General features: G+C 71.6%; 11 protein-coding genes and 1 tRNA gene. 7 read left to right on the top strand and 5 right to left on the bottom strand.

Annotated features, from left to right (window positions below):
• Positions 1–35: 35 nt before the first annotated feature.
• Positions 36–464: a ketosteroid isomerase-related protein gene (locus QE438_RS16250; protein ID WP_130514722.1), complete on the top strand. Its 429-nt coding sequence runs from the start codon at positions 36–38 to the stop codon at positions 462–464.
• Positions 465–614: 150 nt separating this feature from the next.
• Positions 615–935: an EthD family reductase gene (locus tag QE438_RS16245; RefSeq protein ID WP_306994145.1), complete on the top strand. Its 321-nt coding sequence runs from the start codon at positions 615–617 to the stop codon at positions 933–935.
• A gap of 21 nt (positions 936–956) precedes the next feature.
• On the opposite strand, the gene bioC is transcribed toward QE438_RS16245, so the two are convergent.
• The 3 genes from bioC to QE438_RS16230 all read right to left on the bottom strand — a co-directional run bounded on the left by bioC (position 957) and on the right by QE438_RS16230 (position 3965).
• On the bottom strand, positions 957–1835 hold the full coding sequence (gene bioC / locus QE438_RS16240; RefSeq protein ID WP_306994147.1) for a malonyl-ACP O-methyltransferase BioC: 879 nt from the start codon (positions 1833–1835) through the stop codon (positions 957–959).
• 59 nt (positions 1836–1894) lie between these two features.
• The gene (gene bioH / locus QE438_RS16235; RefSeq protein WP_306996246.1) at positions 1895–2665 is read right to left on the bottom strand and encodes a pimeloyl-ACP methyl ester esterase BioH; all 771 of its coding nucleotides are present in this window, start codon (positions 2663–2665) and stop codon (positions 1895–1897) included.
• 97 nt (positions 2666–2762) lie between these two features.
• The gene (locus QE438_RS16230) at positions 2763–3965 is read right to left on the bottom strand and encodes an 8-amino-7-oxononanoate synthase (protein WP_286576211.1); all 1203 of its coding nucleotides are present in this window, start codon (positions 3963–3965) and stop codon (positions 2763–2765) included.
• Positions 3966–4153: 188 nt separating this feature from the next.
• Here QE438_RS16230 and QE438_RS16225 point away from each other — a divergent pair, with 188 nt between their 5' ends.
• Together QE438_RS16225 and QE438_RS16220 are read left to right on the top strand one after the other, a co-directional pair.
• Positions 4154–4855, top strand: coding sequence for a ComF family protein (locus tag QE438_RS16225; RefSeq protein WP_306994149.1), 702 nt, complete (start codon positions 4154–4156; stop codon positions 4853–4855).
• Positions 4856–4982: 127 nt separating this feature from the next.
• Complete coding sequence (locus QE438_RS16220; protein ID WP_130523952.1) at positions 4983–5531, top strand: DUF308 domain-containing protein; 549 nt, start codon at positions 4983–4985, stop codon at positions 5529–5531.
• Positions 5532–5541: 10 nt separating this feature from the next.
• On the opposite strand, the gene QE438_RS16215 is transcribed toward QE438_RS16220, so the two are convergent.
• Both QE438_RS16215 and ubiA read right to left on the bottom strand, forming a co-directional pair.
• Complete coding sequence (locus QE438_RS16215) at positions 5542–6942, bottom strand: TIGR00366 family protein (protein WP_306996248.1); 1401 nt, start codon at positions 6940–6942, stop codon at positions 5542–5544.
• A 148-nt stretch (positions 6943–7090) separates the two neighbouring features.
• Entirely contained in the window at positions 7091–7987 is an 897-nt protein-coding gene (ubiA, locus tag QE438_RS16210; protein WP_306994153.1) for a 4-hydroxybenzoate octaprenyltransferase, read from the bottom strand.
• Between the two features lie 384 nt (positions 7988–8371).
• On the opposite strand from ubiA, the gene galE reads away from it, so the two are divergent.
• The 3 genes from galE (at position 8372) to QE438_RS16195 (ending at position 11594) form a co-directional block, all read left to right on the top strand.
• Positions 8372–9343 carry a UDP-glucose 4-epimerase GalE gene (gene galE / locus QE438_RS16205; protein ID WP_307184076.1) on the top strand — a complete coding sequence of 324 codons (972 nt, stop codon included), beginning with the start codon at positions 8372–8374 and terminating at the stop codon, positions 9341–9343.
• Between the two features lie 179 nt (positions 9344–9522).
• Positions 9523–9599: transfer RNA gene (locus QE438_RS16200), tRNA-Arg, on the top strand.
• Between the two features lie 282 nt (positions 9600–9881).
• A complete protein-coding gene (locus QE438_RS16195; protein WP_306994155.1) occupies positions 9882–11594 on the top strand; it encodes a hypothetical protein in 1713 nt (570 codons plus the stop codon).
• Positions 11595–11637: the final 43 nt, after the last annotated feature.

The raw sequence follows: 11637 nt of genomic DNA, 5'->3' as shown, positions 1-11637 counted from the left end.
CATTCCGCCTCACCCCACAGAAGCGACTGGCTTACATGAAGATCGACGGTACCCGGCGCCAGGACCGCGCCACCGAGTTGGTGCTGGCCTATTACGCGGCCTTCAACCGCAGCGATCGCGCGGCGATGCTGGCCCTGCTCACCGACGATGTGGCCCACGACCTCAACCAGGGCGCGCGCGAGATCGGGCGCGAGGCGTTCACCGCCTTCCTGCAGCGCATGGATGCCAGTTACAGCGAGCAGCTGCGCGACATCGTGGTGATGGTCTCGCCCGATGGCCGGCGCGCGGCAGCCGAGTACGTCGTGCACGGCACCTATCACCACAGCGATGCCGGGCTGCCCGAGGCTTCCGGCCAGACCTATGTGCTGCCGGGCGGGGCCTTCTTCGAGATCGAGGACGAGCGCATCGCGCGGGTCAGCAACTACTACAACCTGCAGGACTGGATCGCCCAGGTCGGCGGCTGAGGGCCGCGGCGGGATCGCACGCTCCACGCGTCCCGGGCGCCAGCGGGCGTGCCGGGCGCCCTTGCCGTTGCTGCGGCGTGCCATGGCGATCGACGCGGGCGTGCGATGCTGGCGTCCCCCCGCGTCCCTGTCCGTTTAACGGAGCCTGCAATGATCAAGATCAGCGTGATGTATCCCTACGTGGCCGGCGCGCGGTTCGATCACGCCTACTACGCCAACACCCACATGCCGCTGCTCAAGGCGCGCATGGGCGATGCCTGTCTGTTCTACACGGTCGACAAGGGCCTGTCGGGCGGACTGCCCGGCAGCGATCCGGCCTTCGTGGCCATGTGCCACATCTATAGCGACTCGGTGGACAGCTTCACCGCGGGCTTCGGGCCGCATGCGCAGGAAATCCTGGGCGACATCCCCAACTACACCGACCTGGAGCCGGTCATGCAGATCAGCGAGGTCGTGATCGGCCAGCCCTGAGCGGGCGCGCGTCGCCGCGGCTCATTCGCCGCGGCGGCGGATCGGGATGCGCGAGACCGGCACCGCCGCCACATCGCGCCCGCTTTCGCGGATCGGTGCACCGGCCTGCGGCGCCCAGGCGTGGGCGTAGATGACTTCCCAGCTGCTGGGCAGCACGCCCTGCGGCGTGCGCATCGCCTCGTAGGCGCGCACGGCGGCGGCCAGCCGCGCCTTGCCGGTCAGCGTCGCGCGGCGCTGGGCCAGCGCATTGGTCGCGCCCAGCGCGCGCAGTTCGCGCATCAGCGCCGGCAGATCGGGATAGGTCAGGGTGAACAGGTCGCGGTCCAGCACCGGATCGCGGAAGCCGGCCATCATCAGCGCATCGCCGAACTGGGCGATCTGCGGGAACGGGCTCACGTGCGGCGCCGGATCGCCGGCGAAGGCCTCGCGCAGCTCGATCAGCGTCTGCGGACCGAAGGTGGAGCACAGCAGCAGCCCGCCGGGCTTGAGCACGCGGCGAAAACCCGCGAACGCGGCCGGCAGGTCGTCGACCCACTGCAGGCACAGGTTGGCGAACAGCACATCGACGCTGCCCTCGGCCAGCGGCAGCGCGCGCGCATCGGCGCATACCCGCGCGAACGGCTTCCACCAGCCGGCCTGCTTCTTCGCCTCGCGCAGCATCGGCAGCGAGAAATCCAGCGCCACCACCTGCGCCTTGGGCCAGCGCTTGCGCAGCCTGGCCGCCGCGCTGCCCGGGCCGCTGCCCAGGTCCAGCACGACCTGCGGCACGCGCTGGTCCAGGTAGTCGAGCGATTCGAACAGGCGTTGCTCGACCTCGCGGTGGAGCACGGCGGCATCGGCATAGGTGCCGGCGGCGCGCGCCAGGGCGCGGCGCTGGTGGCGGACATCGAACAGGGGCATGGGCGTATTGTCCGCCAGCGCACAGTCCCGCGTCAGGCGCGGCGCTGGCACGCTCCAGTTCACCGCGTGCGCAAGGCGCCGTCCAGGAACGGCACCAGCGCCGCTTCCACCGCCTCCAGGTGCGCCAGGAACGGCGCATGGCCGCCGCCGGCGATCTCCACGAAGCCGGCCTGCGGTGCCAACCCGGCGGCGGCGGCCATGCCGCGCGGCTGCACCAGCCGGTCGCGCGCGCCGGCGATCCACAGCGAGGGCATGCCCAGGCCCGGCAGCAGGTGGCGCAGGTCGCTGCGTTCGAGCAGCGCCAGGCCGGCCTGCAGCGCGGCCGGCGCCGGCTCGCCGCGGGCGAAGAGCATGGCGCGCAAGCTGCGCAGCGTGGCCTGCCCGTGTGCGCTGCCCAGCGTGTCCAGGGCGATGAAGCGCTCCAGTGTGCCGCGATAGTCCTGCGTCAGGTCGCGGCCGAACTGGGCGAACACCGCCGGCGGCACCGCGTGCGGCCAGTCCGGCGCGGCGGTGAAGCGCGGCACCGAGGACAGCATTGCCAGCGCGCGCACCTGGCCGGAGCTGGCCGCGGCCTTGAGCGCGAACAGGCCGCCCAGCGACCAGCCCAGCCATGCAGCCGGCGGCGTGGCGGCGCAGATCGCCGCGGCCGTGGCCGCCAGGGTCAGCGGCACCGTGCTGTCGCGGCTCAGGCCGTGCCCCGGCAGATCGACCACGTGCAGCTCGAAGCGGTCGGCCAGGCGTTCGACCAGCGGCGCGAATACGCCGCCATGCAGCGCCCAGCCGTGCACCAGCACCAGGGGCGCGCCGCGGCCGTGGGTTTCGATGTGCAGGGTCATGAAGGTCGCGGTGTGGGCTGCAAGCGATCTGCCACGCGCGCGGACGCCGAACGGGCATCGACCCCGCGCGGCACGGAGACAGGCGCCGCGCTCACGCCACGCCGGCCGCCTCTTGCAGCTGCGGCGCGCGGGTGCGGGCCAATGCCTCGACCAGGCCGTCGATGTCTTCGGGCGTGTGCAGCGCGGTCAGCGTGACGCGCAGGCGTGCCGTGCCCTCGGGCACGGTCGGCGGGCGGATCGGCTTGACCCAGTAGCCGGCCGCTTCAAGCGCCGCCGACCAGGCCACCGCCTGCGCGTCGGCGCCGCACAGCACCGGCTGGATCGGCGTGTCCGAACGCAGCAGGTCCAGCCCGGCCGCCGCGGCCTTGGTGCGGAAGCGATCGATCAGGCCGGCCAGCCGCTCGCGCCGCCAGTCGTCGCGCCGCGCGTGGCGGATCGCCTCGCTGCTGGCGCGGGCCAGCGCCGGCGGCAGCGCGGTGCTGTGGCTGTAGGGCCGCGCGGTCTCGGCCAGGTGCTGGATCAGCGCGGCATCGCCGACCACCAGCGCGCCGTAGCCGCCCAGCGCCTTGTCCAGATTGATCAGCTGCAGCGGGACGTCTTCCACGGTCAGGCGCGCCTCGGCGACGCTGCCGCGACCGGCCGGACCGCGCACGCCCACGCCGTGCCCATCGGCGACGTAGAACAGCGCCTTCTGCACCCGCGCCACCAGGGCCAGCGCGCGCAGCGGCGCCACGTCGCCGTCCATGCCGAACACGCCATCGGTGGCCAGCAGTGCCGCGCCATCGGGCACGTTGCGCAGCTGGCGGATCGCGCCTTCGGCATCGCCATGCGGATAGCGGCGCAGCCGGCAGCCGGCCAGGCGCGAGGCGTCCATCAGGCTGGCGTGGTTGAGCCGGTCCTGCACGCAGACATCGCCCTCCTCGCCCAGCAGCGCCTGCTGCACGGCCAGGTTGGCCAGGAATCCGTTGCCGAACAGCAGCGCCGCCGGCGCCTCCAGCCAATCGGCGACGTCGCGTTCCAGCGCCGCGTGCGCGGCGTGATAGCCGCTGGCCAGCGGCGAGGCCCCGGCGCCGGCGCCCTCGCGCGCGGCCGCCTCGGCCAGCGCGTTGGTCACCTGGAACTGCTGCGACAGGCCCAGATAGTCGTTGCCGCAGCATTCGACCAGCCAGCGGCCGTCGACCTCGACCCGCACGCCGTCGCGGCGTGCGACGGCGCGGCGCACCCGCACGCGGTCCTGGGCCACGCGCAGCTTGCGCAGCGCGGCGATGCGGTCGTGCAGATCGGGGCGGGCCATGCTGCGTCCTGTGCGTCTGGCTTGGATCGGCCGGCTAGCGTAATCCAGCCGATGGCGACCCGGATGACCGGCCACGCCGCCTAAAGGCGCCGCGTATCCGCCAGCGCCGGCCCGGCCATGGCGCCCGGCGGCGCGACAGGCGCTAAAGTCGCCGTATGCATCGGCAAGGACTGCCCTGGACGATCCGCATGGAGGCTTCCCCGACACAGTGGCTGCAACGCCTGGGACGCGCGCTGTTGGCGCCGCGCTGCCTGGTCTGCGACGCGCGCGGCGAGGGCGGGCTGGACCTGTGCGCGGACTGCGCCGCCGCCCTGCCGTGGAATACCACCGCCTGCCCCCGCTGCGCGCTGCCGATGCTGCACGCCCAGACCTGCGGGCACTGCCTGCGCCATCCGCCGCCGATGACCCTCACCGTCGCCGCGCTGGTCTATGGCCCGCCGCTGGACCGGCTGGTGCCACGCCTGAAATTCCACGGCGACCTGGCGGCCGGCCGGCTGCTCGCCGCGCTGATGGCCCAGGCCATGTCCGGCGCGCCACGGCCACAGGCCCTGGTGCCGGTGCCGCTGCACGACCGGCGCCTGCGCCGCCGCGGCTACGACCAGGCGCTGGAACTGGCGCGCGCCGTGGGCCGCCGCCTCGACCTGCCGGTCCTGGACAGCGCGCTGCTGCGCAGCCGCGACACCGCCCCCCAGTCCGAACAGGATGCGCAAGCCCGCCGCCGCAATCTGCGCGGCGCCTTCACCGTGCGGCCAGGCGCCGCCCTGCCCGCGCACTTGGCCCTGGTCGACGACGTGATGACCACCGGCGCCACCCTGCACGCCGCGACGCGCGCCCTGCAGCGCGCCGGTGTCGCGCGGGTGGATGGTTGGGTCTGCGCGCGGGTGGAGTGAGTCGGCTGCTCACTGGGCCTGTCTTGGATGCTGGAGCAACGGCGAGAGGTTTATGCTGCTGGGCAGACCGCCGTGGCATCGCGCCCGCGTGTCATCCTGCCCTCGCCGGCTTGTCAGGAGAATGCCGATGTCCTTCGCCGCCGTTTCGGTTTCGCGCAGTTGGTGGGTGTTCCTGCTGTTCGGTCTGGTGGCCGTGCTGTTCGGCGTGTCCACGCTGATCTGGCCAGGCGGCACCGTGCTGGCGCTGGTGCTGGTCTTCGGCGCGTTCTCGCTGGCCGATGGCATCGTCAGCCTGATCAGTGCCTTCAGTCGCGAACACGTGCTGCCGCGCTGGCTGCTGGCGCTCTATGCGCTGATCTCCATCGCCTTCGGCGTGCTGGCCATCGCCCAGCCGGCGCAGATGGCCGCCGCGCTGCTGTGGCTGCTGGCGGTGTGGCTGGTGATCGCCGGGGTGGCGCGCATCGTGTTCGCCGTGCAGGTGCGCAAGCACATCCGCGGCGAGTGGCTGCTGGTGCTCAGCGGGGTGCTGTCGATCCTGCTGGGCGTGCTGTTCTTCGTCTACCCGGCGGCCGGGCTGCTGACGATGGCGCTGTGGTTCGGCATCGGCGCAATCGTTTACGGCGCGCTGCAGCTGGTGGTCGCCTTCCGCCTGCGCGGGCATCGCCTGGCGGCCTGAGCCCGTCCGCTCAACCGGCCGGCATCACCGGCGGGACGTAGGGCAGGGTCAGCCCGAGCAGCCACAGCAGGCCGATCACCAGCGGGATGTGCACCAGCAGCTGGATGAAGGTGAAGCCGACGATGTCGCGCGCCTTCAGCCCCAGCACGCCCAACAGCGGCAGCATCCAGAACGGGTTGATCAGGTTGGGCAGGGCCTCGGCGGCGTTGTAGACCTGCACCGCCCAGCCCAGGTGCGCGTGCAGTTCGTTGGCCGCCTGCATCACATACGGCGCCTCGATCAGCCACTTGCCGCCGCCGGAGGGGACGAAGAAGCCCAGGATGGCCGAGTACACGCCCATCACCGCCGGGAAGGTGTCCTGCGTGGCCACGTGCACGAACAGCTGCGAGAGATGGTGCGCCAGGGTGTCGCCATCGGCGCCCTTGGCCCCGGTGAGGATCATCGCGATGCCGCCATACAGCGGGAACTGGATCAGCACGCCGGTGGTGCTGGGCACGGCCTTGGCCACCGCGTTGAGGAAGCTGCGCGGGCGCCAGTGCAGCAGCAGGCCCAGCGAGAGGAACAGGAAGTTGTAGGTGTTCAGGCTGGCGATCGCGGTGACCACCGGCTTGGAGGCGAATTCGCCGGCCAGCCAGCCGAAGGCCAGCAGCGACAGCAGCACGGTCAGCAGCGGGCTGTATTCGAGCCATTCGCCCGGACGCGTGCGCGGCGGCAGCGCCTTGTCCGGCTCGCCCTGCGCCGCCTCGGGGAAGTCGGCCGCAGTACGCGCGGCCCGGCCCTGCGGCGCGGTGACCCAGCAGATCAGCAGCGAGACCCCGATCAGCACCGCGGTCAGCACGATCGACTGCCACAGGAAGATCGTCTCGGTGAAGGGCAGCACGCCGGTGATCTCCAGCAGGCCCGGCGGCATCGAGGCCGGATTGGCCTGCAGCTGTGCGGCCGAGGAGCTCAGGCCCATCGCCCACACCGCACCCAGTCCGAGGTAGGCGGCGGCACCGGCGGCGCGGTAATCCATCTTCAGCTCGCTGCGCCTGGCCAGCGCGCGCACCAGCAGGCCGCCGAACACCAGCGAGAAGCCCCAGCTCAGCAGCGAGGCCAGCATGCTCACCAGGCCCACGTACACGATCGCCCCGCGGCCGCTGCGCGGCACCCGGGCCAGCTGGTCGATGAAGCGCGCCACGACCGGCGCGGTCGCCACCGCGTAGCCGCCGATGACCACGAAGGCCATCTGCATGGTGAAGGGAATCAGGCTCCAGAAGCCGCCGCCGAAGGCCTCGGCCGTGGCCTTGGGCGTGGCGCCGGCGAGCATCGCGGCGATGGCCACCAGGATCACGCCCAGCACCGCGAACACGTAGGCGTCGGGGAACCACTTCTCGGCCCAGGCCGCGCTGCGCAGCGCCGCGCGGGCCATCACGCCCTGCCGGGCCTCGCCTTCGTTCGCTGCCATGAGCCTGCCCTCGTCATCCGATCCCCGGCCCGCATTGTCCAAGCCCCGGCCCGGCGCGGTCTGCTGGACGATGGTCTAGGCAAGGCCGCGCCGGTCGCCCGGCCGCGGCGCGTCAGGCCTTGAGCGCCAGCGACACCGCGATCCCGGCGAACACCGCCGCGCCGACCCAGTTGTTGTGCAGGAAGGCGCGGAAGCAGGGTCCGCGCTCGCGGTGCCGGCACAGCCAGAACTCGTAGGCCACCAGCGCCACCGCCACGCCCAGGCCCAGCCAGTACGGCCAGCCCAGCGCCGCCTGCCGCCCGACCAGCGCCAGCGCCACGAACACCAGCGCGTAGAGCAACCCCTGGATCACCAGATCCAGATCGCCGAACAGGATGGCGGTGGACCTGGACCCGGCGCGCAGGTCGTCCTCGCGGTCGACCATGGCATACCAGGTGTCGTAGGCGGTGGCCCACAGGATGTTGGCCGCGTACAGCAACCAGCCCAGCGCCGGCACCGTGCCCTGCACCGCGGCGAAGGCCATCGGGATGCCGAAGCCGAACGCCAGCCCCAGATAGACCTGCGGCAGGTAGGTATAGCGCTTGAGATAGGGATAGCTGGCGGCCAGGAAGGCGGCCACCACGCTCAGGCCGATGGTCAGCCGGTTCATGGTCAGCACCAGGCCGAAGGCCACCACCATCAGCACCGCGAACACCCACAGCGCCTCGCGGCCGCTGACCCGCCCGGCGGCCAGCGGCCGCTCGCGCGTGCGCTCGACCTGCGGGTCCAGCCAGCGGTCGGCGTAGTCGTTGATCACGCACCCGGCCGAGCGCGTCAGCCAGACCCCGGCGGTGAACACCAGCAGCGTCCACCAGGGCGGCAGACCGCCCGCGGCCAGCCACAGCGCCCACCAGGTCGGCCACAGCAGCAGCAGCGCGCCGATCGGCCGGTCGCCACGGACCAGCTTCCAGTATTCCCCCAGCCGCCCGGGCCGCGGCGCCGGCGGCGCGTCGAATCGTTCGTAAGCCATCGCAAAAGGGTAGCAGGCCCGCGCAAGCCACCACCGCGGCGTGCGCTCGCCCAAAGTCGTCGCCTGCCTCGCTTCGTCGTCCTCCCGGGGGAGCCACTGTCTCCTCCGATCACGTCGCGCCCTCCTTTGTAGAGCGGAGCTTGTGGCAATCCCCTTTTGGGGACTCCGCTGCTCTTCGCCCGGTCCGCGGGAAAGCCCCAGCGGAGCAAGCTCCGCTCTACAGGGGGAGCAGCCCTTCGGCCCATGGCGGCGAGAGGCCTTCCCCACGCCGCCCCCACCGCATTGCCGCTTCCGGCCACAACTGGCGTTAGTCCCCCGCAGGGCGCACTGCGCAGCCCCCCCGACGCCCCCATTACCGTCCACACCCCAGGAAAACTCGATCGCATGCACGTTCTGGTCTGTGGAGGAGCCGGTTACATCGGTGCGCACGCCGCGCTGGCGCTGGCGCGGGCGGGCCATGAGGTCACCGTCCTGGACAACCTCAGCACCGGCCACCGCGCGGCGGTGCGCTGGGGGCGGCTGGTGGAGGCCGACCTGCTGCAGCCGCGGACGCTGGACGCGGCCTTCGATCGCCCGGTCGATGCGGTGATGCATTTCTGCGCGCACTCGCTGGTGGACGCGTCGGTGCGCGATCCGTACGCGTACTACGAGAACAACGTGGTCGGCACGCTCAACCTGCTGCAGGCGATGCGCCGGCACGGGGTGGAGCGGCTGGTGTTCTCCTCGAGCGCGGCGATCTTTGGCCATCCGCAGGGCGCACGGATCGACGAGGCCCACCCCTGCGCCCCGATCAGCCCCTATGGCGCCAGCAAGCTGATGGTCGAGCGCATGCTGGCCGACGCCGCGCGCGCCTACGGGCTGCGCTCGGTGTGCCTGCGCTACTTCAACGCGGCCGGCGCCGCGGCCGAGGAAGGCATCGGCGAATCGCATGCCCGCGAGACGCATCTGATCCCCAACACCTTGCGCGCGGCGCTGGGCCGCGGGCCGGCGCTGCAGATCTTCGGCGACGACTACGACACGGCCGACGGCACCTGCGTGCGCGACTACGTCCATGTGCTGGATCTGGCCGACGCGCACCTGCGCGCGCTGACGCTGATGGAACAGACGCCCGGCGCGCATGCGTTCAACCTGGGCAACGGCCGGGGTTTCAGCGTGCTGCAGGTGCTGCAGGCCGCGCGCGCGATCAGCGGGCGCCAGATCGACTACACGCTCGCGCCCCGCCGCGCGGGCGATCCGGCGATGCTGGTGGCCTCCGGGGACAGGGCGCGCACGGTGCTTGGCTGGCAGCCGCGGCACGCCACGCTGGACGCCATGATCGGCAGCGCCTGGCGCTGGCATCGCGCGCAGGCGTACTGAGATCCGCTGCGAGCGGCCTGCACAGCGCCCTGGGCGCGTTGCGCGGGTGCGGCGGTCCCGCCCGGTTGCATCGGACGCGCGCCGCTGGCGACTGCGGCTGGCGGCAAGTTCGCGTCGGCCGATGTTTTCAGGGATAATGCGCGCCGCCGTCGGCCCGCCGCGGCGTGTTGTTGCACCATGCGCCTGTAGCTCAGCCGGATAGAGTAGTGGCTTCCGAAGCCATTGGTCGGGGGTTCGAATCCCTCCAGGCGCGCCAGCACTCGTTCCGGATCATGACGGAGCAACCCAAAGCCCTCGAGCGATCGAGGGTTTTTTGTTGTCCGGCGTCCTGGCGATTCATCAGGTCTTCGAGCGTCGCCCTGACGGTGGGCCCATGTCTGCGCTCGTCATCCCGCGTCCGACCGGACACGCGACGCTGTCCGGTCGGACACCCTGCATCCAGAACACGCCGCACCACGGGCGCTGACGGTTAGCACGTGGCCTGCGTAAGAGACTTCCAGCCGGGCGATCTCGCGCGCCGCAATGGAGGATCGAAGTGATGCCGAGCCATGCACTTGCAGGGGCGCTGACGCTGCTGTCGCTGGTTTCCAGCCAACCACGGCTTGATGCTTCGACGCGCTACGAGCTCAGCGCCGAGACCGACGACGGCCGGATCACCGCGCTCGATGTGACGATCCGGCTGCAGGCCGACCCCTCCGGGCGGACGGTGATCGACTGGGCCGAGCAATGGGCGGGCGAGGAGCATCTGGGCCAGTGGGCGCGCGATATTTCAGTCGAAGGTGCGCGGCGCACCGCGGTGGCGCCACACGGGGGACGCATCGTGGACTCGGCGCCCGGCGCGCCGCTGGTGATGCGCTATCGGATCGTGTCGGCCCATCAGGCCGCTCCCGCTGTCTCGAACAGCAGGCAGCCGGATCCGATCGTGCGTCCCGACTGGTTCTACGCGGTCGGGTTCTCGCTCTATGCCCAGCCCGCCGGACGCGAGGACTTGCCGGCGACGTTCACCTGGCGCGGTCCGCACGGCATCGGCTTCGCTTCGGACGCGCAGCACCTGCAAGGGTTGATGCACCAACCGCGCACGGGCAAGGACATTCGGGAAAGCGTGGCCATCGTCGGCCGCGGCCTGCAGGTCTCGACCATGCGGGTGGGCGGTGAGCCGCTGCGCGTGGCCTCCATCGGCCGTTTCGGTTTCGATATGGCGGCCTTCGCCCGCCTTGCGGGGAAGGTCATTGCGTCCGAGCGCACGTTCTGGGGCGACGACCAGGCAGGCCCCTTCCTGATCACGGCCATTCCCCTGGCTTCGGAGCCGAAGCAGACGGGATTCAGCGGGACGGGCCTGGGCGATGCCTTTGCCACCTGGATCGGACAGGACACGCCGCTGCCGGATCTGGCCTGGTTCCTTGCGCACGAATACTTCCATAGCTGGAATCCCAGGCAGCTGGGGCATACCGAAGACGCGACCGAGGCCCGGACGTACTGGATCAGCGAGGGGTTCACCGACTTCTTCGCGCGCAGGCTGATGCTGCGGGCGGGGCTGCTTTCGCCGGAGCGGTTCGTCGAGGAGTGGAACGAGGTCCTCGCCCACTACGCTCGCTCGCCGTATCGCACCTCGCCCAATGCCGTCGTCGCCGATCGCTTCTGGAAGGACGAACGCGCCCGTATGATGCCGTACCAGCGCGGCGCGCTGCTGGCCGCGGTCTGGGATCGCCGCTTGCGTCAGCGCTCCGGCGGGCGCGCGAGCCTGGACGACGTGCTCCAGGACCAACGCAGGCGCGCGCAGGCCGATCCCGCGCTTGCGCTGCAGGACGCGCTGATCGCGGCGGCCGCGCACGCCGGGCTGGACCTGCGGCCGGAGATCTCGAGATACGTCGACCACGCGGTGCCCGTGCTGCTGCCGGAAGACGCTTTTGGCGAATGCGCCCGCGTGGTCTCCGTCGACACGCCGGTGTTCGACAGGGGCTGGGACACCGAGGCGACGACGCGGCAGGGGGATGTCGTCACCGGGCTCGACCCGACCTCCATGGCCTATGCCGCGGGACTGCGGAACGGGATGAAGTTGCTCTCGCAGTCCGGCGGAAACCCGGCCGATCCACAGGTCGAGATCGCGCTCGTGGCCCAGGACGCGTCCGGCCAGCATCATCTGCGTTTCAGGCCCCTCGGGCGGGAGACGGTGAGGCTCCAGCGCATCGAGTTGAACGCCGCGCGCTTCTCCGCCAGGCCGGAGACGTGTCGCCAGGCCCTCGCCGGCTAGAGGCTGGCCGCGCGACGGCGAACACGGCGCCGCGCGGACCGCG

Origin of the sequence: Pseudoxanthomonas sp. SORGH_AS_0997 (assembly GCF_031453535.1) — a bacterium.
GTDB lineage: Bacteria > Pseudomonadota > Gammaproteobacteria > Xanthomonadales > Xanthomonadaceae > Pseudoxanthomonas_A > Pseudoxanthomonas_A winnipegensis.
This window is presented reverse-complemented; position numbering and strand designations above follow the sequence as displayed.